Source organism: Rhodococcus sp. WB1, from assembly GCF_001700945.1.
Lineage (GTDB): Bacteria > Actinomycetota > Actinomycetes > Mycobacteriales > Mycobacteriaceae > Rhodococcus > Rhodococcus aetherivorans.
Genome location: NZ_CP015529.1, coordinates 4112397 through 4136526, shown reverse-complemented (window position 1 = coordinate 4136526; position 24130 = coordinate 4112397). Strand labels below are relative to the sequence as shown.

The 24130-nt window shown below is 71.6% G+C and carries 24 protein-coding genes and 2 pseudogenes; 12 read left to right on the top strand and 14 right to left on the bottom strand.

Going from position 1 to position 24130, the window contains the following annotated elements; all coding sequences use genetic code 11:
• Nucleotides 1-4: 4 nt before the first annotated feature.
• The 3 genes from sepH to A4U64_RS18370 all read right to left on the bottom strand — a co-directional run bounded on the left by sepH (nt 5) and on the right by A4U64_RS18370 (nt 3501).
• Nucleotides 5-892, bottom strand: coding sequence for a septation protein SepH (gene sepH, locus A4U64_RS18380; RefSeq protein WP_006936128.1), 888 nt, complete (start codon nt 890-892; stop codon nt 5-7).
• A gap of 245 nt (nt 893-1137) precedes the next feature.
• Nucleotides 1138-2259, bottom strand: coding sequence for a phosphoserine transaminase (gene serC / locus A4U64_RS18375; protein WP_029541824.1), 1122 nt, complete (start codon nt 2257-2259; stop codon nt 1138-1140).
• 114 nt (nt 2260-2373) lie between these two features.
• The gene (locus A4U64_RS18370; RefSeq protein ID WP_006936122.1) at nt 2374-3501 is read right to left on the bottom strand and encodes a citrate synthase 2; all 1128 of its coding nucleotides are present in this window, start codon (nt 3499-3501) and stop codon (nt 2374-2376) included.
• 245 nt (nt 3502-3746) lie between these two features.
• Between A4U64_RS18370 and pdxH the strand changes: the two genes are divergently transcribed.
• On the top strand, nt 3747-4400 hold the full coding sequence (gene pdxH, locus A4U64_RS18365; RefSeq protein WP_065923526.1) for a pyridoxamine 5'-phosphate oxidase: 654 nt from the start codon (nt 3747-3749) through the stop codon (nt 4398-4400).
• Nucleotides 4397-5665 carry an MFS transporter gene (locus tag A4U64_RS18360; RefSeq protein ID WP_006936119.1) on the top strand — a complete coding sequence of 423 codons (1269 nt, stop codon included), beginning with the start codon at nt 4397-4399 and terminating at the stop codon, nt 5663-5665. Before pdxH ends, A4U64_RS18360 begins: the two co-directional genes overlap by 4 nt.
• Before the next feature lie 4 nt (nt 5666-5669).
• Here A4U64_RS18360 and A4U64_RS18355 read toward each other — a convergent pair whose 3' ends face one another.
• Nucleotides 5670-6587 (bottom strand): MBL fold metallo-hydrolase, encoded by a 918-nt coding sequence (locus A4U64_RS18355; protein ID WP_006936116.1) that lies wholly within the window; start codon nt 6585-6587, stop codon nt 5670-5672.
• Between the two features lie 22 nt (nt 6588-6609).
• A pseudogene (locus A4U64_RS27820) lies at nt 6610-6828 on the bottom strand (serine hydrolase); the annotation flags it as partial.
• Here A4U64_RS27820 and bla point away from each other — a divergent pair.
• The 5 genes and pseudogenes from bla to A4U64_RS28860 all read left to right on the top strand — a co-directional run bounded on the left by bla (nt 6791) and on the right by A4U64_RS28860 (nt 10968).
• Nucleotides 6791-7681 carry a class A beta-lactamase gene (gene bla, locus A4U64_RS18350; RefSeq protein ID WP_373566464.1) on the top strand — a complete coding sequence of 297 codons (891 nt, stop codon included), beginning with the start codon at nt 6791-6793 and terminating at the stop codon, nt 7679-7681. The pseudogene A4U64_RS27820 and the gene bla overlap by 38 nt on opposite strands.
• Before the next feature lie 24 nt (nt 7682-7705).
• Nucleotides 7706-8644 carry an aldose 1-epimerase family protein gene (locus tag A4U64_RS18345; RefSeq protein ID WP_065922934.1) on the top strand — a complete coding sequence of 313 codons (939 nt, stop codon included), beginning with the start codon at nt 7706-7708 and terminating at the stop codon, nt 8642-8644.
• A 273-nt stretch (nt 8645-8917) separates the two neighbouring features.
• A complete protein-coding gene (locus A4U64_RS18340; protein ID WP_084648665.1) occupies nt 8918-10216 on the top strand; it encodes a citrate synthase in 1299 nt (432 codons plus the stop codon).
• 26 nt (nt 10217-10242) lie between these two features.
• A pseudogene (locus A4U64_RS28865) lies at nt 10243-10593 on the top strand (FKBP-type peptidyl-prolyl cis-trans isomerase); the annotation flags it as partial.
• Nucleotides 10594-10614: 21 nt separating this feature from the next.
• Nucleotides 10615-10968 (top strand): FKBP-type peptidyl-prolyl cis-trans isomerase, encoded by a 354-nt coding sequence (locus A4U64_RS28860; RefSeq protein ID WP_373566478.1) that lies wholly within the window; start codon nt 10615-10617, stop codon nt 10966-10968.
• A gap of 77 nt (nt 10969-11045) precedes the next feature.
• Here the strand turns inward: A4U64_RS28860 and A4U64_RS18330 are convergent, their stop codons facing one another.
• From A4U64_RS18330 to A4U64_RS18315, 4 genes are all read right to left on the bottom strand, one after another.
• Complete coding sequence (locus A4U64_RS18330) at nt 11046-11333, bottom strand: hypothetical protein (protein WP_065922932.1); 288 nt, start codon at nt 11331-11333, stop codon at nt 11046-11048.
• An 88-nt stretch (nt 11334-11421) separates the two neighbouring features.
• A complete protein-coding gene (locus tag A4U64_RS18325) occupies nt 11422-12750 on the bottom strand; it encodes a sensor histidine kinase (RefSeq protein WP_065922931.1) in 1329 nt (442 codons plus the stop codon).
• Entirely contained in the window at nt 12747-13442 is a 696-nt protein-coding gene (locus A4U64_RS18320; protein ID WP_006936087.1) for a response regulator transcription factor, read from the bottom strand. Before A4U64_RS18320 ends, A4U64_RS18325 begins: the two co-directional genes overlap by 4 nt.
• The gene (locus tag A4U64_RS18315) at nt 13439-14074 is read right to left on the bottom strand and encodes a TetR/AcrR family transcriptional regulator (protein WP_006936086.1); all 636 of its coding nucleotides are present in this window, start codon (nt 14072-14074) and stop codon (nt 13439-13441) included. Before A4U64_RS18315 ends, A4U64_RS18320 begins: the two co-directional genes overlap by 4 nt.
• Nucleotides 14075-14197: 123 nt before the next feature.
• Between A4U64_RS18315 and A4U64_RS18310 the strand changes: the two genes are divergently transcribed.
• Nucleotides 14198-15997: an acyl-CoA dehydrogenase gene (locus A4U64_RS18310; protein ID WP_065922930.1), complete on the top strand. Its 1800-nt coding sequence runs from the start codon at nt 14198-14200 to the stop codon at nt 15995-15997.
• Between the two features lie 32 nt (nt 15998-16029).
• Here the strand turns inward: A4U64_RS18310 and A4U64_RS18305 are convergent, their stop codons facing one another.
• Nucleotides 16030-16617 carry a dihydrofolate reductase family protein gene (locus tag A4U64_RS18305; protein ID WP_065922929.1) on the bottom strand — a complete coding sequence of 196 codons (588 nt, stop codon included), beginning with the start codon at nt 16615-16617 and terminating at the stop codon, nt 16030-16032.
• A gap of 82 nt (nt 16618-16699) precedes the next feature.
• Between A4U64_RS18305 and A4U64_RS18300 the strand changes: the two genes are divergently transcribed.
• Nucleotides 16700-17314 carry a TetR/AcrR family transcriptional regulator gene (locus tag A4U64_RS18300; RefSeq protein WP_029541848.1) on the top strand — a complete coding sequence of 205 codons (615 nt, stop codon included), beginning with the start codon at nt 16700-16702 and terminating at the stop codon, nt 17312-17314.
• On the opposite strand, the gene A4U64_RS18295 is transcribed toward A4U64_RS18300, so the two are convergent.
• Nucleotides 17283-17771: a CinA family protein gene (locus tag A4U64_RS18295; RefSeq protein ID WP_006936080.1), complete on the bottom strand. Its 489-nt coding sequence runs from the start codon at nt 17769-17771 to the stop codon at nt 17283-17285. The two genes, A4U64_RS18300 and A4U64_RS18295, sit on opposite strands and share 32 nt — an antisense overlap.
• An 80-nt stretch (nt 17772-17851) precedes the next feature.
• On the opposite strand from A4U64_RS18295, the gene A4U64_RS18290 reads away from it, so the two are divergent.
• Nucleotides 17852-18907 (top strand): carboxylate-amine ligase, encoded by a 1056-nt coding sequence (locus A4U64_RS18290; RefSeq protein WP_065922928.1) that lies wholly within the window; start codon nt 17852-17854, stop codon nt 18905-18907.
• Here the strand turns inward: A4U64_RS18290 and A4U64_RS18285 are convergent.
• Together A4U64_RS18285 and A4U64_RS18280 are read right to left on the bottom strand one after the other, a co-directional pair.
• Nucleotides 18879-19634: a pyrimidine reductase family protein gene (locus A4U64_RS18285; protein ID WP_006936076.1), complete on the bottom strand. Its 756-nt coding sequence runs from the start codon at nt 19632-19634 to the stop codon at nt 18879-18881. The two genes, A4U64_RS18290 and A4U64_RS18285, sit on opposite strands and share 29 nt — an antisense overlap.
• A gap of 37 nt (nt 19635-19671) precedes the next feature.
• A complete protein-coding gene (locus A4U64_RS18280) occupies nt 19672-20166 on the bottom strand; it encodes a flavin reductase family protein (RefSeq protein WP_006936074.1) in 495 nt (164 codons plus the stop codon).
• Nucleotides 20167-20249: 83 nt separating this feature from the next.
• Here A4U64_RS18280 and A4U64_RS18275 point away from each other — a divergent pair, with 83 nt between their 5' ends.
• Complete coding sequence (locus tag A4U64_RS18275; protein ID WP_006936072.1) at nt 20250-21803, top strand: YhjD/YihY/BrkB family envelope integrity protein; 1554 nt, start codon at nt 20250-20252, stop codon at nt 21801-21803.
• On the top strand, nt 21800-22105 hold the full coding sequence (locus tag A4U64_RS18270) for a DUF3618 domain-containing protein (protein WP_006936071.1): 306 nt from the start codon (nt 21800-21802) through the stop codon (nt 22103-22105). The genes A4U64_RS18275 and A4U64_RS18270 overlap by 4 nt, the downstream gene beginning before the upstream one ends.
• Before the next feature lie 91 nt (nt 22106-22196).
• On the opposite strand, the gene A4U64_RS18265 is transcribed toward A4U64_RS18270, so the two are convergent.
• On the bottom strand, nt 22197-24089 hold the full coding sequence (locus A4U64_RS18265) for a propionyl-CoA synthetase (RefSeq protein ID WP_006936070.1): 1893 nt from the start codon (nt 24087-24089) through the stop codon (nt 22197-22199).
• Nucleotides 24090-24130 lie beyond the last annotated feature (41 nt).

Here is a 24130-nt window from a genome sequence, read left to right as displayed (position 1 = left end):
AACCTCAGACGCGCCCGTTGCTGCGCACGCCGAGCAGCACGTCGTCCCACGAGGGGAGGGCGGGCTTGCCCCGCTTGTCCTTGCCCGGGCTCTGCTGCGGCGCCAGCTTCGGCCGGTCCTCCTCCGCGTCGGGCTCGGGCAGGCTCGACGCCATGGGCCGGACCTCCTCGACCTCCGCGTCGATCACCGCGGGCGGCGGATCGAGGGTGATCGCCTCGGCGACGACGTCCTCCCGGTCGGGCCCGTCGTTGTCTCCGCTGTCGTCGACGTCGCGCGCCGTGTACACCGGCGTGAGGCAGCGCAGCGGCCGCCCGCAGTCCGGGTCGATCAGCTCGGTGGCGGTGTCGTCGAGCGGGAGGATCGTGCCGCCGTGCGCATCGGGCTGGTAGCGCCAGTGCGCGGTGTTGGTGGACCGGCCGGCGGCCCACTGCAGCTGAGCCACCCAGTGGCCCTCGTCGTCGCGCCACGCGTCCCACGTGGCGGCGTCGATGCTGTGCCCTCGCGCCCGGAACGCCTGGGCGACGATCTCGGCGAGGGTGTGCACGGCCGGGCCGTCCGGGCGCACCGGATGTCCCTGCTGGGCCATCTCGGCCGCGCGGGAGCGTTCGAGCAGCACCGGGTAGGCGAACCGCTCCACCTTCGCGAGCGGGATCCCGGCCTCCTCGGCGACCTGCTCGACGGACGCGCCGGAGCGGATGCGGGCCTGGATCTCGCGGGGGCGCAGCTGGCTGGTGGTCTCGATCTGGATCTGCCCGAGGCGGGCGAGGTCACCGCGGGAGGCGGCGCGGAGCGTGTCGTCGATCGGGATGCGGAATCTGTCGCCGTTTTCGGGATCGGCAAGCACGACGTGCGTTCCGTCGGGCTCGAGGCCGACCACTCGAAGCTCTCGCACCATGACCTCCTCGCGGGGAATCGCGATTGACCCGCCCGACTGTAACGGACTCGTGACCCCTGCGGAGCAGGACACGCCGACACGCCGGGGGACCCTGTGGCACGAATCCGTCGACGTGGCGCTATTGTCCAAGGTTTCCCCGAAAGTCTCTACTACTCGTCGAGAGTTTGGGAGGTGTGCGAGACGGCGAGCGGGGCCGGACCCGACCCGGATCCGACCCCGCCCCGAACGGTTGCGCTACCGCCCTACATCTGCGAGACCACCCAGTCGACGCACTTGGTCAGCTGGGTGACGTCCTCGGGGTCGATGGCCGGGAACATGCCGATGCGCAGCTGGTTGCGGCCCAGCTTGCGGTACGGCTCGGTGTCGACGATCCCGTTGGCGCGCAGGATCTTTGCGACCTTCGCGGCATCCACCGAGTCGGCGAAGTCGACGGTGCCGACCACCTGCGAGCGCAGCGCCGGATCGGCGACGAACGGGGTGGCGTACTCGGAGGCCTCGGCCCACTCGTACAGCCGCGACGACGAGTCCTTGGTGCGGGCGGTGGTCCACTCCAGGCCGCCGTTGCCGTTCATCCATTCGATCTGGTCGGCCAGCAGCAGCAGCGTGCCCACCGCCGGGGTGTTGTACGTCTGATCCTTGGTGCTGTTGTCGACGGCGATCGGCAGCGACAGGAACTCGGGGGTGAAGCGGCCCGAGGCCTTGATCTCGTCCACCCGCTCGAGCGCGGCCGGGCTCATCAGCGCGATCCACAGGCCGCCGTCGGCGGCGAAGCACTTCTGCGGCGCGAAGTAGTAGACGTCGAAGTCCTCCGCGGCGACGGGCAGACCGCCGGCACCGGACGTCGCGTCGATGGCGATGAGGGCGTTCCCGGAGCCGGCCGGGCGGGTGACGGGCACCGCGACACCGGTCGAGGTCTCGTTGTGGGCCCAGCCGATGAGGTCGGCCGAGCCGTCGGCGACGATCTCCGGTGCGGTGCCCGGCGCGCTGTCCACGACGATCGGGTCACCGATCAACGGGTTCTTCTTGGCGACCGTGGCGAACTTCGACGAGAACTCGCCGTAGGTGAAGTGCTGCGACTTCTCGCGGATCAGGCCGAACGCGGCCGCGTCCCAGAACGCGGTGGTGCCGCCGTTGCCCAGCACCACCTCGTAACCGTCGGGCAGGGAGAACAGCTCGCGCAGACCCGAGCGGATGCGGGCGACGACGTCCTTGACGGGCTTCTGCCGGTGGCTGGTACCGAACACCGAGGCACCGACCTCGACCAGGGACTGCAGCTGCTCGGGGCGAACCTTGGAGGGGCCGCAGCCGAAGCGGCCGTCTGCGGGCTTGAGGTCGGCGGGAATGATCGGTGTAGCGTCAGCCATCGGTATGCGTGTCCTAAACGTCGAGGAACGAGTGCACCGGTAGTCTAGACGGCCCCCGTCGGGCGGCCGGACGGACGGGCGCCCGGCGCAGGGGCCGTCCGCCCGGCTCGCGGGTCAGTTGTGGGTGATGGAGTCCCAGCCCTCGACGCTCTCGGGGCTGCGCGGGTCCGGGCCGGTGTAGATCGCGGCCGGGCGCACCAGCTTGCCCAGGCGCTTCTGCTCGAGGATGTGCGCGCACCAGCCGGCGGTGCGGCCGCAGGTGAACATCGCCGGCATCATCGCGGCCGGGACCTCGGCGAAGTCGAGGATCACCGCGGCCCAGAACTCGACGTTGGTCTCGATGGCGCGATCGGGGCGACGCTCGCGCAGCTCGGCGAGGGCGGCCTGTTCGAGCGCCGCGGCGACCTCGTAGCGCGGGGCGTTCAGCCGCTTGGCGGTGTCGCGCAGCACCCGCGCCCGCGGGTCCTCGGCGCGGTAGACGCGGTGGCCGAAGCCCATCAGCTTGTCCTTGCGGTCGAGGATGCCCTTGACCAGCGCGCGGGCATCGCCGGTGCGCTCGGTCTCCTCGATCATCGGCAGCACGCGGGCGGGGGCGCCGCCGTGCAGCGGGCCGGACATCGCGCCGACCGCACCGGACAGCGCGGCGGCGACGTCGGCGCCGGTGGAGGCGATGACGCGGGCGGTGAAGGTGGAGGCGTTCATGCCGTGCTCGGCCGCCGAGACCCAGTACGCGTCGATCGCGGCGACGTGCGCCGGGTCGGGCTCACCCTTCCACCGCACCATGAACCGCTCGGTGACGGTCGCGGCCTCGTCGATGCGCTTCTGCGGCACGGCGGGCTGGTAGATGCCGCGCGCGGACTGCGCGACGTAGGACAGTGCCATCACGGCGGCGCGGGCGAGATTCTCGCGGGCGGTGGCGTCGTCGATGTCGAGGAGCGGCTCGAAGCCCCAGATCGGGGCGAGCATCGCCAGGCCGGCCTGGACGTCGACGCGGACGTCGCCGGTGTGGATCGGCAGCGGGAACGGCTCGGCCGGGGGCAGGCCCTGGCCGAACTTCCCGTCGACCAGCAGCGCCCACACGTCCCCGAACGTCACCCCGCGCGTGACGAGGTCCTCGATGTCGACGCCGCGGTAGCGCAGCGAACCGCCGTCCTTGTCGGGTTCGGCGATATCACTGGTGAAGGCGACCACGCCTTCGAGGCCGGCGACGAAATCCTCGGGTACAGACGCGCGCGATGCCATGACGGTTGGGCTCTCCTCGTTCGGTGCAACCCGGTCCGGGCAGCACTGCCGGTGAAGCGGGACTCGGCGGATGTGATCGGCGCCCCACTCCGTTCGTCGGTGCGACTGTAGTCCCCCGGACTGGACGCTCAGCGATGGGATACCCAGGAGTAGCGTCGAGCATCGTGTCCACCGATCCACAGCCCGGCGCCGAGAGCGCCGAGGGACTGCCTCCGGGTGCGGCCGAGCACGCCGACCTGGCCTCGATGCGTGTCGACTACACCCCCGCCGGCCCGCAGGGCGCCTCCGCCGCCGACGAGGATCTCGAGCCCGAGTGGCTCGCCGACGGGTGGCTGCCGCTGCTGCGCCGCTGGCTCGTCGACGCCGCCGCGGCCGGGCTGCCCGAGCCGAACGCGATGGTGCTCGGCACCGTCGACGAGCACGGGCGGCCCGTCACCCGCACCGTGCTGTGCAAGGGCGTCGACGCGGACGGGGTCACCTTCTTCACCAACTACGACTCCGACAAGGGCCGGCAGCTCGCCGCGACGCCCTACGCGTCGGCCACGTTCACCTGGGTCCCGATCTTCCGCCAGGTCACCGTGCGCGGACCCGTCGAGCGGGTCGGCGAGCACGAGACCACCGAGTACTGGCACTCCCGGCCCCGCGGCTCCCGACTCGGCGCGTGGGCGTCGCAGCAGTCCCGGCCGATCGAGTCGCGGGCCGCGCTCGAGCACGCCCTCATCGAGGTCGCGGAGCGCTACGGCATGGACGCCGAGATCCCGGTGCCGCCGCACTGGGGTGGGCTGCGGATCCGTCCCGAGTCGGCCGAGTTCTGGCAGGGCCGCCCCAACCGCCTGCACAACCGGGTCCGGACCCGGCTGGTCGACGGGCGGTGGATCACCGAGCGTCTGCAGCCGTGAGGCGACTGCTCGCCGACACCACACCGCTCGAGAATCGCGACTACCGCCGGTTGTGGACCGCCGGCATCGTCACGGTCATCGGTGCCCAGCTCAGCGTGGTCGCCGTGCCGCAACAGATCTACGAGATCACCCGCAACTCCGCGTACGTGGGCCTGACCGGCGTGTTCGCCCTCGTGCCGCTCGTGGTGTTCGGGCTGTGGGGCGGGGCCCTGGCCGACGTGATGGACCGGCGCCGGTTGCTCACGCTCACCACCGTGGGCATGGGGGTGACGTCGCTGCTGCTGTGGGCGCAGGCCGCCGCGGGCCTCGGGAACGTGTGGCTGGTGCTGGTGCTGCTGTCGCTGCAGCAGGCCTGCTTCGCGGTCAACCAGCCGACGCGCGGCGCCGTGATCCCGCGACTCATCCCGAAGGGCCAACTGGCGGCGGCCAATTCGTTGAACATGACGGTGATGCAGTTCGGCGCCATCGCCGGGCCGCTGCTCGCGGGCGCCCTGATCCCCGTGCTCGGCCTGCCCACCCTGTACCTGATCGACACCGTCGCGCTGCTCGCGACGCTGTGGGCGGTGCTCGCGCTGCCGCCGATCCCGCCGACCGGGCAGGCCCGGCGGGCGGGCCTGCGCGAGGTGCTCGACGGGTTCCGCTACCTGTCCACACAGAAGATCCTGCTCGCCTCGTTCGTCGTCGACATCGTCGCGATGGTGTTCGGCATGCCGCGGGCACTGTTCCCGCAGATCGCCCACGATTCGTTCGGGGATCCCGCGCAGGGCGGGCTCGCGCTCGGCCTGCTGTTCGCGGCGATGTCGGTCGGCGCGGTGCTCGGCGGCGTGTTCTCGGGGTGGTTGCCGCGGGTGCGCCGGCAGGGCCTGGCAGTGATCGTGTGCATCGTCGCCTGGGGCCTGGCGATGATCGGCTTCGGCGTCGCGGTGGGCGCGGCCGAACCGGGCGGCACCGCGGTGTGGCTGTGGATCGCGCTGGCGTTCCTGGCGTTCGGCGGCGCGGTCGACATGGTCTCGGCGGCGTTCCGCTCGACGATGCTGCAGTCCGTCGCCACCGACGAGATGCGCGGCCGGCTACAGGGCGTGTTCATCGTCGTTGTCGCCGGCGGACCCCGCATCGGCGACGTCCTGCACGGCGGCGCGGCCGCGCTGGTGGGCACCGCGATCGCCGCGGCGGGCGGGGGAGTGCTCGTCGTGGTCGGTGTGCTGGTGTGCGTGCTCGCCTTCCCCGCGTTCGTGCGGTACCGGGTCGACCGCACGATCCGCTGATCGGTTACCTCCAGGGATCCTCGCGCCGCCACACCTGCGGCAGGTGCAGGCGTACGCCGTCGCGTTCGGCGAGCCCGCCGAGGACCCGCATGGTGACGTCGAGATCGTCGCCGGCGTAGGGCAGCGCGCGCAGCGGCCGGTCGAGCGGGCGGAAGAAGTCGTCCCAGTGCACGAGCACCGCCCGCCGCGCGCCGACCGTGCCGACGGTCTCCGCCCAGTAGGTGCGGATGTACTCCTCGCTCTGCACGCCGAGTTGGCCGACGCCGAGATAGACGACGTCGGCGCGCCGGCCGGCCAGCGCCCGGGGCCGGAATCCGGCGCTGCCCTGGATCAGCAGGGTACGGCCGTCGGCGTGCGCGACGAACGTCGACCACGCCTCGCCGCACCGATACGCCGCAGCCCGTGCGGGCGGGACCACGGGCGCGTCGATCGTGCCCGGGTATCGGTCGGGCGGACAGTGCTCCGACGCGACGAGCGTGACGGTGAACCCGCCGAACCGCAGCGGCTCACCGGGGGTGGCGACGACGATCCGCTCCGGTGGAAGGCCGTGCCCGCGCCCGACGTTCGCGGTGGACTCGCCGCCGACGAGTACCGCACCCGTCCGCTCGGCGACGACCGCGGAATCGAGCACGTGATCGAAGTGGCTGTGGACGGGCAGCACGGCCGCGAGCCGGGACGCGCCGGCGCGGGCCAGGCACGCGTCGATCCGGGCCGGGTCGGGTGCGAGCCGGCCCAGCGCGACGGCGCCGAGGCCCGGCCGGGTGAAGAAGCCGTCGGTGAGCAGCGCGTCGGTGCCGTCGTCGACGAGCAGGGTGGAAACGCCGAGGAACGTCACGGCCGGGCGGGACGCCGCCGTCGCTGCGGGGACGTCGAACCGGTCGGCGTAGGCGGCGAGGTCCGGGCGGCCGAGGCGCAGTCGCATCCGGTCATCGTAGGCGCGGGAATCACTCGTGCGGCGCCGGACGACGCAGCTCGGTGACCGCGATGCGGGCGGCCTCGGCGATCGCGGCGTCGACGACCGGCAGTACCGGGTCCACGCGCGCGGCCCGGGTGAAGACCGCCACCGCGACGGGCTGTTCGTGCGGGAACTCGACGACGGCGACCTCGTTGCGGATCACGCCGACGGTGCCGGTCTTGCCCGCCACCGACACGCCGCGGTGCGGCGCGCGCACCGAGGCGACGGTGCCGCCGCCGGGGCCGGAGGCCGGCGCTCGGTTCGCCCGGCTCGACGCGGTGCTCGCCGACCTCGAGGAGCGTCGCCGGGTCCGGCTCGGCGTGCTCGCCCACGATCCGGGGCGCGGGCTGACGTACGCCCGCCGGGCCGACGACCGGTTCGCAATGTGCTCGACGTTCAAGGTGTACGCGGCCGCCGCGATCCTGCGGCTCGAATCGCAGGGCAGTCTGCGGCTCGACGACACGGTTCCGGTCGATCCTGCGGACATCGTCGAGAATTCGCCCGTCACCTCCGAGGCGCAGGGCCGGACCCTGACGCTGGCGCAACTGTGCGACGCCGCCCTGACCCGCAGCGACAACACCGCCGGCAACCTCCTGCTGCGGCGGCCGGGCGGGCCCACCGCCGTGACCGCCTTCGCCCGGTCGCTCGGCGACACCGCCACGACCCTCGACCGCTGGGAGCCCGAGCTCAACAGCGCCGAGCCCGGCGACGTGCGCGACACCTCCACCGCGTCCGGTCTCGCGCGCGGCTACCGGGAGCTGCTGCTCGGGTCCGGCCTGCCCGCGGCGGGACAGCAGACCCTGACGGACTGGATGCGGGCGAGTGTCACCTCCGGGCAGCGCATCCGGGCGGGGCTGCCGGCCGGCTGGACCGCGGCCGACAAATCCGGGGCCGGCCGGTACGGCACCGTGAACGACGCCGGGGTGCTGTGGTCCCCGGACGGTTCGCCGCTCGTGCTCGTGCTCCTCAGCGACTCGGTCACCGGGTTGCCGGACGCCACGCACGACAACGCCGCGATCGCCGAGGCCACAGCCGTGATCGTCGAATCCCTGACCCGCTGAGTCCGTCCGCGGGACACTGGGCCCATGTCCGATCCGAAGAACTACCGGATCCGAGGGGGCGGGTACCGCGCGGAGGTCTCCAGCTCGGGGGCGGCCCTGCGGGTGCTCGAGCACGAATCGGCGACCGGGCCGTACCGGCTGACGGAGAGCTGGCCGGAGAACGAGCGGCCCCCGCTGCGCTCCGGCACGGTGCTCGCCCCGTGGCCGAACCGCATCCGGGACGGGCACTTCTACTTCGACGGCATCGAGCATCAGCTCGCGCTCACCGAACCCGAACGCGGCAACGCGGTGCACGGGTTCGCCTGGCATCGAGACTGGGTTCTGGTTTCCCACAACGATTCTCGCATCGAGCAGGCGCTGGATGTGGGGCTGCACAAGGGGTGGCCGTACCAGCTGCGGCTCACCGCGACCCACGAGGTGGGCGACGACGGGCTCACCGTCACGCACACCGCCACCAACGTGGGCGGCTACCACTCGCCGTTCGGGCTCGGGGTGCATCCCTACGTGCGTGCGGGCGACGCCCCGCTCGACGAGTGCACGCTGCGCCTGGCCGCCGGCACCCGGCTGCCGCTCGACCCCGGGCGCGGACTGCCGAACGCGTACTCCCAGCCGGTCGAGGGCACCGAGTTCGACTTCACCGCGCCGCGGCCGCTGCGCGGGATCGAGCTCGAGGCCCCCTACAGCGCGCTGGACGTGGACGTGGACGGCCGGGCCCGGCACGACCTGCGGGGCCCGGACGGCAGGGGCGTGCAACTGTGGGCCGGGCGCGAGTTCGCCTGGCTGCAGGTGTTCACCGCCGGTGCCGTCCCCGAGCTCGAATATCCGGGGCGGGGGCGGGCCCTGGCGCTCGAGCCGATGACGTGTCCGCCGGACGCCTTCAATCTCGGCATCGATCTCGTCGTGCTGCAGCCCGGGGAGACGTGGACGGGCCGGTGGGGCCTGACCGCCCTGCCGGCCGCCTGACCGGTTCCCGCACCGCCGGTGCACCGGCGGTGCGGACACGCCGACGGGCGCTCACCGCGACGGCGCAGGGAACGTGATATGCAATATCGACGCAGGTGAGCGCCGTTGCGGGGGGCACGACCGACGGTTTCGGTGCCCTCGTGGCACACCGCCGATCCGGCGCGATCCGGGACCTTCGACGGACCCTCCCTGGGCACATGGCCTGCGCAAGGGCTAGGTTCTACGTGAATGTTCGGAAGAATCGCGTTGATCTGAGCTTGAGAGGGATCCTTCGTGCCCGCTGAGAATGACACCCGACCCACCCTCAGCTACCCCGGTGGCGAGCACACAATGTCTATCGCCAAGGCGACGGAAGGCAACGACGGCATCGAGCTGGGCAAGCTCCTTGCGGAGACCGGGTACACCACCCTTGACCCCGGTTTCGTCAACACCGCCTCCACCACGTCGGCCATCACCTTCATCGACGGGGAGAAGGGCATCCTGCGGTACCGCGGATACCCCATCGAGCAGCTGGCGGAAAAGTCCACGTTCATCGAGGTCAGCTACCTGCTGATCTACGGTGAGCTGCCCACCGCGGAGCAGCTCGAGGTCTTCACCGACAAGATCCGCCGGCACACGCTGCTGCACGAGGATCTCAAGCGCTTCTTCGACGGCTTCCCGCGCAACGCGCACCCGATGCCCGTCGTCTCCAGCGCCGTCAACGCCCTGTCGGCGTACTACCAGGACGCGCTCGATCCCGACGACCCGGAGCAGGTGGAGCTGTCCACCATCCGGCTGATGGCCAAGCTGCCGACCATCGCGGCCTACGCCTACAAGAAGTCCGTCGGTCAGCCGTTCCTGTACCCGGACAACTCGCTGAACCTGGTCGAGAACTTCCTGCGCATGACCTTCGGCTTCCCGGCGGAGCCGTACCAGGTCGATCCCGAGATCGCCCAGGCCCTCGACATGCTGCTGATCCTGCATGCCGACCACGAGCAGAACTGCTCGACCTCCACGGTGCGGCTCGTCGGTTCCTCCGACGCCAACCTGTTCACCTCGATCTCCGGCGGCATCAACGCGCTGTGGGGCCCGCTGCACGGTGGCGCCAACCAGGCCGTGCTCGAGATGCTCAACGAGATCAAGACCAGCGGGGGCGACGTCAAGGAGTTCGTCCGCAAGGTCAAGAACAAGGAAGACGGCGTCAAGCTCATGGGCTTCGGACACCGCGTCTACCGCAACTACGATCCGCGTGCGGCGATCGTGAAGAAGACCGCCGACAGCCTGCTCGCCAAGCTGGGCGGCGACGACGACCTGCTGCACATCGCGCAGGCCCTCGAGGAGGCTGCGCTCACCGACGACTACTTCATCGAGCGCAAGCTGTACCCGAACGTCGACTTCTACACCGGTCTGATCTACCGGGCGATGGGCTTCCCGACCCGCATGTTCACGGTGCTGTTCGCACTCGGCCGCCTGCCGGGCTGGATCGCGCACTGGCGCGAGATGCACTCCGACCCGACGCTGAAGATCGGCCGCCCGCGGCAGATCTACACCGGTTACACCGAGCGCGACTACAACAGCATCGACGCACGCTGACCCGTCCCCTACCGGAAGACCGATACATGAGCAGCAAGCCCGAGATCGAGTTCCAGGAGGGTCCCGCCCCGACCGGCCTGGTCGTCAAGGACCTCACCGTCGGCGAGGGCGCCGAGGCGACGCCCGGAGCCAAGGTCGAGGTCCACTACGTCGGCGTCGAGTTCGACTCCGGCGAGGAGTTCGATTCGTCGTGGAGCCGCGGCGAATCCATCACCTTCCCGCTCAGCGGCCTGATCGCCGGCTGGCAGGAGGGCATCCCCGGCATGCGCGTCGGTGGCCGCCGGCAGCTGACGATCCCGCCGGAGATGGCGTACGGCCCGGCCGGCTCGGGTCACCGTCTCGCCGGCAAGACCCTGGTCTTCGTCATCGATCTGCTCGGGGTGGAGGCCAAGCCCGAGGTGCCGGAGATCGAGCCGGCGACCGGCCCGGCTCCCGCCGAGCTCGTGATCGAGGACATCACCGTCGGGGACGGGCCCGAGGCGCAGCCCGGGTCGGTCGTCGACGTGCACTACCACGGCGTCGAGTACGACACGAACGAGGTGTTCGACTCCTCGTTCGCCCGCGGCGAGTCCGTCAAGTTCCCGCTCGGCCGGCTCATCCCCGGCTGGCAGGAGGGCATCCCCGGCATGAAGATCGGCGGTCGCCGCAAGCTGACGGTGCCCCCGCAGCTCGCCTACGGCCCGGCCGGGTCCGGGCACCCGCTCGGCGGCAAGACCCTGGTCTTCGTCATCGACCTCCTCGGCACCGAGTAGGTCCCGCCCACGGCCGGAGCCCCGCATCGCCTGTCGCGATGCGGGGCTCCGTCGCATGCGGGGGATTCCCGCGGGAGTCAGTGCCGGACGAAGGGGGTGGGGGCGATGTCGCCGCTGTCGAGGAAGTGCCACTGGTCGTCGCTGCGGCAGATCCGCCCGTCGAACCGGGAGCCGTGGTTGCGGAACTCGGTGCGCTGGAAGTTGCCGTTCCTGTCGAAATGCGTGATGGCGCAACCGCGGTCGTGACGGTCGCGGCGGTCGTGGTCGTCGCGGTGGTCCGAGGACGCGGCTGCGGTCCCGGCACCGCCGAGGACCGGCAGGACGATCAGGGCGGCGGTGACGATCAGCTTGCGGCTCTTCGACATTCGGATCTCCTGGGATCGGTGGAGGGGCTGCCTACGATCCTGCGCCCGCCCCGTCCCGCGTCGTAGTGACCCGAGGGGTGGAAAACGTTCACCCCGCCGATCCGGCGAGCCGCACCGTCAGCCGTGCCCCGCCGAGCGGGCTCGCCTCCAGCCGCGCCGCGCCGCCGTGCAGCGCCGCCTGCTGCGCCACCAGCGCCAGCCCCAGCCCGGAGCCGCCCCTGGCGGCGCCGCTGCCCCGGCGGAACCGCTCGAACACCACGCCGCGCTCGTCGGCGGGCACCCCGCGGCCGTCGTCGTCGACGGTGAGCACGGTGTCGGTGCCGTCGGCGGTGACCGCCAGCCGGATCCGGCGGGCGTGGCCGTGCCGCACCGAGTTGGCCACGGCGTTGTCGACGACGAGCCGCAGTCCGCTCGGCAGCGCCCGGATCTCGCGTCCCGTCTCGCCGACCACCTCGATCTGCACGCCGGGATGCCGGCTCATCGCATCGGCGGCCGCGGCGTCACAGATCTCCACCGGGTCGGTGGGCACGAAGTCCCGGGAGGTGGACAGGTCGCCGCGGGCGAGCCGCTCGAGGTCGTCGAGAGTGGACTCGACGCGGCTCTGCGTCCGGGTGAGGTCGGCGAGGATCTGGGTGCGCTCCTCGACGCTCAGGACGTCGCCGGTCGCGTCCAGGGTGGAGAGCACCTCGAGGTCGGTGCGCATGGCGGTCAGCGGGGTCCGCAGCTCGTGGGCGGCGGCAGCCGCGAAGTCCCGCGCCGTGGCGAGGGCGGCGTCGGTGGCGGCCTGGGCGCGGGCGACGTCGCTGAGCATGTCGCCGGCCGCGGCGGCGAGCTCGTCGGCCTCGCGGATGCCGGAGCGCCGCGGCGCGAGCGTCGGTTCGCGGGCCGCGATCCGGCGCGTGAGATCCACCAGGGGACGCACGGCCCGCCCGCCGAACACCCAGCCGAGGGCCGTGGCGACCGCGACGGCGATCGCACCGGCGACGGCGAGCTGACGGTGCTGCTCGGTCGTGATGTCCTGCGCCTCGGCGTAGGGCACGGCGACGGACAGGAGCGAGGGCACCCGGTCGGTCGGCGCGGTGTACGTCCGGTAGGCGGTGCCGCCGAGGTCGACGGTGTGGGCGCCGGGGGAGAGGACCGGCAGTTCGGTCGGGGTGCTGCTGAGCAACCGCCCGGACTCGGTGCGGATGGTGACGGCGAAGGCGCCGGCGTCGCCCAGGGCGGGCAGGAACAGACCGGCGGTGCCGGCGTTGGCGACCAGCACCTGTGTCGCCGTCTCGAGGCGGCGGTCGAGCTGCGCGAGGTTGTTCCGGGTGATCGCCAGCGCGACGAGCACGCCCAGGACCGCGACGACGAGCGTGGTGCCGAGCGCCGTGGCCGCGGCGACCCGTGCACGCAGCGAGAAACGGTGTGTCACGCCTGATCCCGCAACACGAAGCCCACCCCGCGCACGGTGTGCACCAGCCGTGGCCGCCCGCCGGCCTCGAGCTTGCGGCGCAGGTAGCCGACGAACACGTCGACGACGTTGGTGTCTGCGTCGAAGTCGTAGCCCCACACCAGGGTCAGCAGGCGGTCGCGGCTCAGGACGATGCCCGCGTTGCGGGCGAGCACCTCGAGCAGTTCGAACTCGCGCTTGGTCAGCTCCACGTCGCTGCCGTCGATGCGCACCCGGCGGCCCGCGGTGTCGAGTTCGAGCCCGCCGACCCGGACGACGGAGCCGGCGCCGGGAGCGCCCGGCACGCTGCGCCGCAGCATCGCCCGGATCCGCGCGACGAGCTCGGCGAGCACGAACGGCTTCGTCAGGTAGTCGTCGGCGCCGCACTCGAGCCCGGCGATGCGGTCGTCGACGGTGCTGCGCGCGCTGAGCACGCAGATCGGGATGTCGTGACCGCCGGCGCGCAGGGCGGTGACCACGCCGGTGCCGTCGAGGACCGGCATGTTCATGTCGAGCACCATCGCATCGGGGCGGTGCCGGGCGACGACGTCGAGCGCCTGGGTGCCGCTCGCGGCGGTGAGCACGTCGAACCCCGACAGGCGCAGCCCGCGCTGCAGGGAGGCGAGGACGTCCTCGTCGTCGTCGACGACGAGGACGGTGGCTGGCTCGGTCACCCCTGCATTGTGCCCGCGCCGAGCATGCCGAGGACGAGCTCGACGTAGTTGCCCGCGAGCGTGTCGACGTCGATACGGCCCGGCTGGTACCAGCGAGCGACGTCGATGCCGAGGGACAGGATCGCGAGGGCGGTGGTCGGCACGTCGCGGACGGTGAACACCCCGGCCGCGATGCCGTTCTCGATCTCGGCACGGATCACGGCGTCGGTGTCGCGGCGGATCGCGGCGATCGTCCGGTAGTGCTCCGGGGTGAGGGCGTGCAGTTCGTACTGCGCCACCCGGCAGACGGTGTGGTGCACGGCGTGGGTGCGCACGAAGCCGTCCACGATCGCGCGCATCCGGTCGGCCGGCTCGGTGGCGGAGGCGGCCGCGGCGACGACGGCGTCGAGGACGTGCTGGTGCCCGATGCGGCTGGCCTCGAACAGCACCTCCTCCTTGGACTTGAAGTGCACGTACAGTGCGGCCGGGCTCAGGCCTGCGCCGACGGAGATGTCACGGGTGGTGGTGGCGTGGTAGCCGCGACGGGCGAAGGACTCCACGGCCGAGCCGATGAGACGACGCGCGACGTCGGATTCGACCTCGGTGAAGATGCCGGTGAGGTCGTCCCGGTCGGTGATGGGCGTGTCGATCATGCTGGGGTCTCTCCGTCGCCGTGCTGGTCCGTTGACATCATGCACCGTCGTTGCTGTACTAAGTGAGCGCTTAGTGAATCTGTGGCCGCTGAGTGAATCCGTGGCACTGTGAAAGGAACCTCCATGCCCGCTCCCGTCCTGTCCCGGCGTGACCTCGACTTCCTGCTCTACGAGTGGCTGAACGTCGAGTCCCTCACCGCGCGGACGCGGTTCGCCGAGCACTCACGGGAGACGTTCGACGCCGTCCTCGACCTCAGTGCGGACATGGCCACCAAGCACTTCGCGCCGCACAACAAGAAGGCGGATGCCCAGGAGCCGCGGATCGGCGACGACGGCAAGGTCGAGATCATCCCCGAGGTCAAGGCGGCGCTGGAGCTGTTCGCCAAGGCCGGGCTCATCGGGTCCTCGTTCGACGAGGAACTCGGCGGCATGCAGCTGCCGGTCACCGTGCTGCGTGCGGCGATGGCCTGGTTCCAGGCCGCGAACGCCGGCACCTCGTCCTACCCGTTCCTCACCGTCGGCAACGCCAACCTCATCGCCACCCACGGCAGCGAGGAGCAGATCGCCACGTACGTGCCGTCCCTGCTCGAGGGCCGGTTCTTCGGCACCATGTGCCTGTCCGAGCCGCAGGCCGGATCGTCGCTGGCGGACATCACCACCAAGGCCGTGCCGCAGGACGACGGCAGCTACCGGCTCACCGGCACCAAGATGTGGATCTCCGGCGGCGACCACGAGCTGTCCGAGAACATCGTCCATCTCGTGCTGGCGAAGATTCCCGGTGGTCCGGCGGGGGTCAAGGGCATCTCGCTGTTCATCGTCCCGAAGATCCTCGTCGGCGGGGACGGGCAGCTCGGCGAGCGCAACGACGTCGCCCTCGTCGGTCTCAACCACAAGATGGGCAACCGCGGCACCACCAACACGCTGCTGAACTTCGGCGACGGCACCTTCACCCCCGGCGGTCGCGCCGGCGCCGTCGGCTACCTGCTCGGCGAGCCGCACAAGGGCCTGGCGTACATGTTCCACATGATGAACGAGGCCCGCATCGGCGTCGGGTTCCTCGCCACGTCGCTCGGCTACGCCGGCTACCTGCAGTCCCTCGAGTACGCCCGCACCCGCACCCAGGGCCGCCCCCTCGGGGACAAGGACCCGTCGTCGCCGCCCGTGCCGCTGATCGAGCATGCCGACGTGCGCCGGATGCTGCTCGCGCAGAAGGCCTACGTCGAGGGCGCGCTGGCGCTGGGGCTGTACTGCTCGACGCTCGTCGACGAGCAGCAGACCGCCGAGGACGAGGAGGCCCGCACCCGCGCCGGGCTGCTGCTCGACATGCTCACCCCCGTCGCGAAGTCCTGGCCGTCGCAGTGGTGCCTCGAGGCGAACAGCCTGGCGATCCAGGTGCACGGGGGCTACGGCTACACCCGCGAATTCGACGTCGAGCAGTTCTACCGGGACAACCGCCTCAACCCCATTCACGAGGGTACGCACGGCATCCAGGGGCTGGACCTGCTCGGGCGCAAGGTGGTCATGCAGGGCGGGGCGGGGCTGGCGCTGCTCGGCGAGACGATCGGGCGGACCGTCGCGCGGGCCGTCGACGCCGGGGGCGACGCGGCCCGCTACGCCGGGCAGCTGCAGGCGGCGGTGACGCGTGTCGCGGCGACCACCGCACGGCTGTGGTCGACCGGCGATCCCGAGGTGGCGCTGGCGAATTCGTCGGTGTATCTCGAGGCCGTCGGGCATGTGATCGTCTCGTGGATGTGGCTCGAACAGCTCCTCGCGGCCGGGACCCGGGAGGGCGGCTTCTACGACGGCAAGCGTGCCGCCGCCCGATACTTCTTCGCGTTCGAACTGCCGAAGACGGGTCCGCAGTTCGACCTGCTCGACAGCCTGGACCGGACCACGCTCGACACCGATCCCGCCTGGCTCTAGGCGGCTGCGCCGCCGGTGTGTCCTTTGGGCGGTCAGGGCCGCCCAAAGGACACACCGGACGCGAAGCGGCACACCGTGACGCCGCTGTCGAAGGTCTTCGTCTCGAGCCGGGTGAAGCGGTGCGGCTCGAACCCGCGGCGGAACAACGGGATTCCGTCGCCGACGACGATCGGGTTCACCTTCAGCACCAGTTCGTCGATCTCGGGCAACAGCGCCCCGGCGAGCGAGCCCCCGCCGCACAGCCAGATTCCCAGTCCCTCCTGGCGTTTGAGGTCGCGCACGTACTCGAGCGGATCGGTGGCCACGAGCGTGACCGTCTCGTCCGGCGCCTGGGTCATCGTCGTGGTGAACACGTACTGTCGCAGGTGCGGGTACGCGCTCGTCAGCCCGGCGGCGCGGGCGGGCTCCCACGTGCGCCGGCCCATCACGACGGCGTCGAAGTGCTTCGGTGGTCCCTCGATTCCGAGGGGTCCGCGGGCGTGGACCGGAAACGTCTCCGGAAACTCCCGCAGGAGGTATCCCATGTGGTCGCCCTCGACCGGGAAGAAGTCGAATCCGCCGGCCGGGTCGGCGACGAAGCCGTCGAGCGTGGTCGCGACGTAGTAGGTCAGTTTTCGCACGAAGGGCTCCTCGGATCGTCGACTACAACACCTGTGGTGGTCAAACTACAACAGGTGTTGTAGTCGATGCTAGAGTTTTTTCATGGCAGCGAATCCGGAGCGCCGAGCACAGCTCGCGGATGCCGGCCTGCGCGTGCTCGGCGCGGACGGCGCCCGCAAGCTGACCCACCGCGCCGTCGACCGGGAGGCAGGAGTGCCCCTGGGCACCTGCGCGAACTACTTTCCGACGCGGGACGAACTGCTCGGCGCCCTCGGTGCGCGCATCTTCGAGCGGCTCGCCCCCGACCCGGACCGGCTCGAGGCGCTCGCCGGCCGGACCCCGAGCGTCGACCTCTACATCGACTACATGCGATACCTCGTCGAGCGCACCACCGCCCAGCCGGACCTGACCGTCGCCCTGATGGAACTGCGCCTCGAGTCCCGCAGAAGCCCGGGACTCGCCGAGGTGCTCGGCGCGACGCTCTCCCGCAACTATCGGCTCGACGTCGAATTCAACGACGCCGCACAGTTACCCGCCACCGCGCTCGAGGTCGCCCTGCTGCACTACGCGGTCGACGGGCTGCTGCTGGACCTGCTCACCACCTCGATCGGTGCCGACGCCACACCCGACGAACTCGTCACCGAACTCGTCACCCGCCTGCTCGGCCGGGCGGGCACCGGCCCGCTCAGCTCGCCGCGCGGTCCGCGAGCAGAGTGAGCGCGTGAAAGACCGTTTCGGCCAGCACGTCCTCGGGCTCCCCCGGGAAGAACTTCTCCTCGGCGTGCGTCGGCCCGCGCCCGGCCACGGCGAACCACACCGTGCCCGGCTCCTGCCCGTCCTGGCTGTCCGGGCCGCCCGCCCCGGTCACCGCCACCGCGAGGTCGGCGCCGAGCAGTTCGACCGTCGACTCGGCCATGGCGCGCGCCGCCGCCTCGCAGACCACCGGGCCCTCCGGCACCCGCAGCAGCGAGTGCTTCACGGCCCGGGAATAGGCGACGATGCCGCCCCGGAACCACCCTGCGCTGCCCGGCGCGGCGCCCAGCCGGGCGGCCAGGGCGCCGGAGGTGAGCGACTCCGCGCACGCGACGGTCAGATCGCGGTCGGCGGCGAGCTCGCCGATCCGCTCGGCCGTCGCGCTGGACCGTGCGGATCCTTCGGGAACGTCGTCGGGCATGGGGAACTCCTTCCGCCGGATGCTGTCCGGACTCTACCGGCCGGCGTGTCGCCGCCGGCGGCAACGGGTAGCCCGCAACCATGAACCCCGAAACCTCCGGCGCGGCGCCGGGCGACGGCGTCACCATGGGCGTGGAGGAGGAATTCCTCCTCGTCGACCCGGCGACGGGTCACCCCGCGCCGGGGTTCGACGCGGTGTGCGGCCGGCTTCCGGGGGTACCCGGGGTGACGTTCGTCGGCGAACTGCACCCGACCCAGATCGAGGCCGTGGGCGGGGTGTGCCGGACCCTCGCGGAGCTGCGGACCCGGCTGACCTCGTCCCGCTCCGCGCTCGACGCCGCAGCCCGCCGATGCGGGCTGCGGTTCGCCGCCGTCGGGGTCCCCGAGTCCGACGCCGGACCCGGCACCCTCGTCGCGGCGGGTCGGCGGGCCGCCATCGCCGAGCGGTACCGCGCGCTGGTCGACGACTACCACGCCTGCGGCTGCCACGTGCACGTCGGCGTCGCCGACCGCGACACCGCGGCAGCCGTGGTGAACCATCTGACCCCGTGGCTGCCCACGCTCGTCGCGCTCGGCGCCAACTCCCCGCGGCACGGCGGCCGCGACACGGGCTACGCGAGCTGGCGCATCGTGCAGCAGAGCCGGTTTCCCGGCTTCGGTCTGCCCCCGTACCTGCGTTCGGCGCAGCACGCCGCCGCTCTCGTCGCCCGCCTGGTCGACGCCGGGGTGCTGCTCGACTCCCGGATGACGTTCTGGCTCGCCCGGCCGTCGGTCCACGTGCCGACGGTGGAGATCCGCGCGGCCGACACCGCCCCAACGGTCGACGGCACGGTCCTGCAGGCGGCCCTGGGCCGGGGCCTGGTCGGCGCCGCTCTCGGCGATCTGCGCCGTGGCGTCGAGGTGCGGCCGGTCGAGCCGGACCTCGGTGCGGCGGCGGTGTGGAGCGCCGCCCGGTACGGTCTCGACGGCCCGGCGGTGGACGTGCACACCGGCACCCGGATCCCGGCCCGGGACATGCTCGCCCGCCTGCTGGACCGCGTCGCGCCGACGCTGCGGGCGCACGGCGATCTCGACGTGGTGCAGAAGCTCCTGGCGGGGCCCCACCCCGTCACCGCTCCCCGCGTATCCACCGGGTGAGGACCGTGCCGTCGTCGTCGGCGAGGACGTGGGCGGGCCGCATCGACGTCACCGCCGTCTGCGGGGCGGTGGCGATGCGTCCCTCCGGACCTGCGGCGAGCAGCGGCGCCAGCGTGAGGCACAGGTCGTCGACCACGCCGTCGGCGATCAGCTGACCGAACAGCCGCGGCCCGCCCTCGCACAGCGCGCGGGTCCAGCCCGCCGCGGCCAGCGCGTCGCGCACCGCGTGCCCGTCGATCGAATGCTCGGCGATCACCCGCACGTCCGCGCCGGCGGCGGCGAGAGAGCGACGACGGGTCCCGGGCGCGGTCTCGCACGTGAGGACGACCGGCGCGACGGTGGTGTCGGTGAACAACCGGCACCCGGGGTCCAGGTGGCATGTGGCGGTGACGACCGCGACGGGCGGCACCTCGCTCAGGCCCGCCTCGAGGCGCCGCTCCCGCAGCGCCGCGCTGGTGCGGGCACCGCCGTAGTTCTCGCCGCGTGCCGTGCCCGCGCCCACGACGATCACGTCGGCCAGGCCCCGCAGCAGCCCGAACACCTTCTTGTCCGACGGTGTGCCGAGCCCACCCGAGCGGCCCTCCACGGCGACGGCCCCGTCGAGGGAGGAGACGAAGTTGACCCGGATCCACGGCGACCGCAGATCGGCCGGATACGCGTAGAGGGCCCGCAGTTCGTCGTCGTCGAGCGGACGGGCCGGGCAGGTCGGATCGTCGAGGCGCCGCATCGCTCGATCACACCACGCGTCGCGGCGCCGTGGGGAATCAGGGCGCGTGCCCGGCGTCGAGGTCACGGACGTCGCCGTGCCGGATCACGTCGTTCAGTTCGCCGTGGCACTCCCCGCCGTCCGGGTCGAGCAGGAATCCGACGTGGTCGCCCAGCGCGGCCCGGCCGACGACGCGTCCGATGAACCACGCCGGGACGCCGTCGAGGACGGGCAGGCCGTGCGGGCCGTCGTGCCACGCGCATCGCGAGAACTTGTCCACCTCGTCGCCCGTCTCGCCGCCGAACAGGCGCGCCAGGGGGAGCTGGTCCCGTCCCAGTACGTGGACGACGAGATGCTCGGCGGCGGTGGCCACCCGGAAGGTGCGGTTCGAGGTGGACAACCCCACCAGGAACCGGGGCGGGTCGATGCTGGCCTGGGTGGCGAACCCCACCAGGCACCCGGTGCGCTCCTCGAGGACCCGGGTGGTGACGACGAACACCGGTTGATCCAGGCGGCCGACGATCGAATGGAACACCTTGTGTGCACTCGTCATGCCTTCATTCCTACGCCGCCCGGCCTCCTGTTCCGGCCGGTTGCGGCGTTTGGTCCCCACCGTGTACGGGTAATCGCGGCAACATGACGGCCAAACACGGCGACCCCGACGTGGCGGAGGACTTCCCGCGACCGGACGATTCTCGCAAACCCGACTCGCCGACCGACCTGACGAAACCGTCGTGGAAGTTCGTGCTGCGCAAGACCGCTCGCGAGTTCAGCCATGATCAGTGCACCGACCTCGCCGCCGCGCTGACGTACTACGCCGTGCTGTCCCTGTTTCCGGCGCTGCTCGTCGTCGTGTCCCTGCTCGGCGTGTTCGGCCAGGGCCAGAGCACCGTGGACGCGGTGATGCAGATCGTCGAGGATCTCGGCCCGGCCACCGCCGTGGACACGCTCCGCGGCCCGGTCGAACAACTCGTGCAGGCGCCGGCGGCCGGGTTCGCGCTCGTCGTCGGTATCGCCGGTGCGCTGTGGTCGGCGTCGGGTTACGTCGGCGCGTTCGGCCGCGCCATGAACCGCATCTACGAGGTCGACGAGGGACGCCCCATCTGGAAGCTGCGGCCGTGGATGCTGCTCATCACCGCCCTCGCGCTGATCGCGATGGGCGCGACGGCCCTCATGCTCGTCGTGAGCGGTCCCGTGGCCCGGGCGATGGGGGACGTGATCGGGCTCGGCGAGACTGCGGTGACGGTCTGGAACATCGCGAAGTGGCCCGTGATCCTGATCCTGGTGATCATGATCGTCGCCGTGCTGTACTACGCGACGCCGAACGTGACGCAGCCGAAGTTCCGCTGGATCAGTGCGGGTGCCGCCATCGCGATCCTCGCGTGGATCGTGGCGTCGGTCGCGTTCGCGTTCTACGTCTCCAACTTCGGCAGTTACAACGAGACCTACGGCTCCCTCGCCGGCGCGATCGTGTTTCTCCTGTGGTTGTGGATCACCAACCTCGCGCTGCTGTTCGGCGCGGAGTTCGACGCCGAGCTCGAGCGTGGACGTCAGCTGCAGGCCGGCATCGAGGCGGAGGAGACGCTGCAGCTGCCGCCGCGGGACACCCGCAACATCGAGAAGAACGAGGAGAAGCGGCAAGAGGACATCGACCGCGGCCGTGAACTCCGCCTTGCGCACACCGCGTCGGCCCGCGAGGGCGCCGACGACGATGCGGAGGGCGACAGATCGGACCGAGACGTCGCACCACACCGAAAGGACTCGACGATGACCGCGTCCCCCGGCGGCACGCACAGTGCCACGGACCCCAGCGAACTGTCCACCGCGCAACTGATCGAGCGGCTCACCACCCAGGTGCCGACCCTGGTGCGCACCGAGGTCACCCACGCCCTCGACGAGGTGAAGGCCAAGGGCACCCGGATGGGCGTCGGCGTCGGCATCGCCGGTGCCGGGCTGATGCTGATCTACCTCGGCGTCGGCGCCCTCATCGCGACCGCGATCCTGGGGCTCGCCACCGTGCTCTCCCCGTGGCTGGCCGCGCTGATCGTCTCGTTGATCGTCCTGGCTGTCGGCGGCACCCTGGCCGCCGTCGGCAGGTCGCGGGCCAAGAACTCGGCCCCACCGGTACCCAGCGAGACGGCGGAGAGTATCCGCAAGGACGTGAACACCGTGAAGGAGCATGTGCGATGACCGGTCCCGACCCCGCACGCAACACCGAGGCCGCCGACGCGGTGCCCAGCGTCGAGCAGCAACGCGCCGAGCTCGCCGAGACGGTGGAGGCCCTCGCCCACAAGGTCGACGTCCCGGCCCGCGCGAAGTCGGCCGCCCAGGAGAAGGTGCACGAAGTCCAGGTGAAAGCGCAGGAACGTCCCCAGATCGTCGCGGCCGTCGTCGGCGGCATCGTCGCGGCCCTCGTCGTGGGCCGGGTGGCGCGCCGCCGCGGCAAGCGCAACGGCAAGCGCAAGGTGGTGCGCCGCCGCCGCAAGCACTGAGCGGGAGGTCTCCTTATCGAGAGGGAGGTTGTTGCGGCATCGCCCGAAAGGGCTCCGCAACAACCTCCCTCTCGACGTTGCGAGCGGCGAGCTATCCGCGCAGTTGCTGCTCGAGCGCCTCGAGCACCGACGGGTCCTCGATCGTCGACGGCACGGTGTACTGCTCGTGGTCGGCGATCTGCCGCATCGTCTTGCGGAGGATCTTGCCGGAGCGGGTCTTCGGCAGCGCCTGCACCACGGTCACGTCACGGAATGTGGCGACCGCGCCGATCTGCTCGCGCACCATCGCCACGAGTTCCTGCCGCAGCGTCTCCGGGTCGATCTCGACGCCGGACTTGAGCACCACGTAACCGGACGGCCGCTGGCCCTTGAGCTCGTCGCGGATGCCGACGACCGCGCACTCGGCGACGGCCGGGTGCGACGCCACCACGGCCTCCATGCTTCCGGTCGAAAGCCGATGGCCGGCAACGTTGATGACGTCGTCGGACCGGCCGAGGACGAACACGTAGCCGTCCTCGTCGACGTAGCCGGAATCGCCGGTGAGGTAGTAGCCCGGGAAGGTCTCCAGGTACGACCGCCGGTAGCGGTCCTCGTCCTGCCACAGCCCGGTCAGGGTGCCCGGGGGCAGCGGCAGAGCGATCACGATGTTGCCCTCGGTGCCGGCTTCGACGGGCTTGCCCTCGGCATCGACGATGTCGACGCGGTAGCCCGGTACCGGCACGGTGGGCGAGCCCGCCTTGATCGGCATGGGGTCCAGGCCGCGCAGGTTCGCGGCGATCGCCCAGCCGGTCTCGGTCTGCCACCAGTGGTCGACGACGGGCCGGTCGAGTACCTTCGTCGCCCACTCGTAGGTGTCCGGGTCGAGCCGCTCGCCCGCGGCGAAGAGCGTACGGAGGGAGGAGATGTCGTAGTTCTCCAGCTCCTTCGCCTCGGGGTCGGCCTTGCGGACGGCGCGGATCGCGGTGGGCGCGGTGAACAACGCGACGACGCTGTTCTCGTTGATGATCCGCCAGAACGCGCCGGCATCCGGTGTGCCCACCGGCTTGCCCTCGTACATGACGGTGGTCGCGCCGATCAGCAGCGGGCCGTAGACGATGTAGGAGTGGCCGACGACCCAGCCCACGTCGGACGCGGTCCACCACACGTCGCCGGGGGAGATGTCGTAGATGTTGCGCATCGACCAGGTCAGCGCCACCGCGTGCCCGCCGTTGTCGCGCACCACGCCCTTCGGCTTCCCCGTGGTGCCGGAGGTGTAGAGGATGTACAGCGGGTCGGTGGCCGCGACGGTGACCGGCCCGGCCGGGTCCGCGTCGGCGGTGAGCTCGTCCCAGTCGAACCACGTGGCGACGGAGGCCTTGTAGTCGGCGGCCGAGCCCGGGATCATCTCCCGGTTCTTGACGATCACGGTGTGCGGCGGGGTCTGCGACAGTGACAGTGCCTGCTCGACCATGGGCAGGTACTCGACGGTGCGGCCCGGCTCGAGGCCGCCGGAGGCGGTGACGAGCAGCACCGGCCGGGCGTCGTCGATGCGGGTGGCGAGTTCCTTGGCGGCGAAACCGCCGAACACCACCGAGTGCACGGCGCCGATGCGGGCGCACGCGAGCATCGCGATCGCGGCCTCCGGGATCATCGGCATGTAGATCACGACGCGGTCGCCGGCGACGACGCCCTGATCGCGCAGCACCCCGGCGAAGGCCGCGACCTCGTCCAGCAGCTCGGCGTAGGTGTAGGTGCGCTTGGCGGGGACCATCGCCGAATCCCAGATCAGGGCGGGCCGGTCGCCGTGTCCGGCCTGCACGTGCCGGTCGAGGGCGTTGAAGCTGGTGTTGAGCGTGCCGTCGGGGAACCAGCGGAACGACGGGGCCTGCGAGCCGTCGAGGGCGCGCGTCGGCGTGTTCACCCAGTCCACGGCGCGGGCCGCCTCGAGCCAGAACCCCTCGGGGTCCTCCACGCTCTGCCGGAAGGCCTCCGCGTACGAGCTCATCGATTCGCATCCTCTCTGACCACAGCCTGTGACGCTGACCA

Coding starts and splice junctions, on each gene's coding strand:
- A4U64_RS18295 (WP_006936080.1), bottom strand. CDS start 17,771: ATGCCCGACGACGTTCCCGAAGGATCCGCACGGTCCAGCGCGACGGCC.
- A4U64_RS18290 (WP_065922928.1), top strand. CDS start 17,852: ATGAACCCCGAAACCTCCGGCGCGGCGCCGGGCGACGGCGTCACCATG.
- A4U64_RS18370 (WP_006936122.1), bottom strand. CDS start 3,501: ATGGCATCGCGCGCGTCTGTACCCGAGGATTTCGTCGCCGGCCTCGAA.
- A4U64_RS18345 (WP_065922934.1), top strand. CDS start 7,706: ATGTCCGATCCGAAGAACTACCGGATCCGAGGGGGCGGGTACCGCGCG.
- pdxH (WP_065923526.1), top strand. CDS start 3,747: ATGCGTGTCGACTACACCCCCGCCGGCCCGCAGGGCGCCTCCGCCGCC.
- A4U64_RS18310 (WP_065922930.1), top strand. CDS start 14,198: ATGCCCGCTCCCGTCCTGTCCCGGCGTGACCTCGACTTCCTGCTCTAC.
- A4U64_RS18285 (WP_006936076.1), bottom strand. CDS start 19,634: ATGCGGCGCCTCGACGATCCGACCTGCCCGGCCCGTCCGCTCGACGAC.
- serC (WP_029541824.1), bottom strand. CDS start 2,259: ATGGCTGACGCTACACCGATCATTCCCGCCGACCTCAAGCCCGCAGAC.
- A4U64_RS18355 (WP_006936116.1), bottom strand. CDS start 6,587: ATGCGACTGCGCCTCGGCCGCCCGGACCTCGCCGCCTACGCCGACCGG.
- A4U64_RS18265 (WP_006936070.1), bottom strand. CDS start 24,089: ATGAGCTCGTACGCGGAGGCCTTCCGGCAGAGCGTGGAGGACCCCGAG.
- A4U64_RS18315 (WP_006936086.1), bottom strand. CDS start 14,074: ATGATCGACACGCCCATCACCGACCGGGACGACCTCACCGGCATCTTC.
- A4U64_RS18300 (WP_029541848.1), top strand. CDS start 16,700: ATGGCAGCGAATCCGGAGCGCCGAGCACAGCTCGCGGATGCCGGCCTG.
- A4U64_RS18330 (WP_065922932.1), bottom strand. CDS start 11,333: ATGTCGAAGAGCCGCAAGCTGATCGTCACCGCCGCCCTGATCGTCCTG.
- A4U64_RS18275 (WP_006936072.1), top strand. CDS start 20,250: ATGACGGCCAAACACGGCGACCCCGACGTGGCGGAGGACTTCCCGCGA.
- A4U64_RS18280 (WP_006936074.1), bottom strand. CDS start 20,166: ATGACGAGTGCACACAAGGTGTTCCATTCGATCGTCGGCCGCCTGGAT.
- A4U64_RS18270 (WP_006936071.1), top strand. CDS start 21,800: ATGACCGGTCCCGACCCCGCACGCAACACCGAGGCCGCCGACGCGGTG.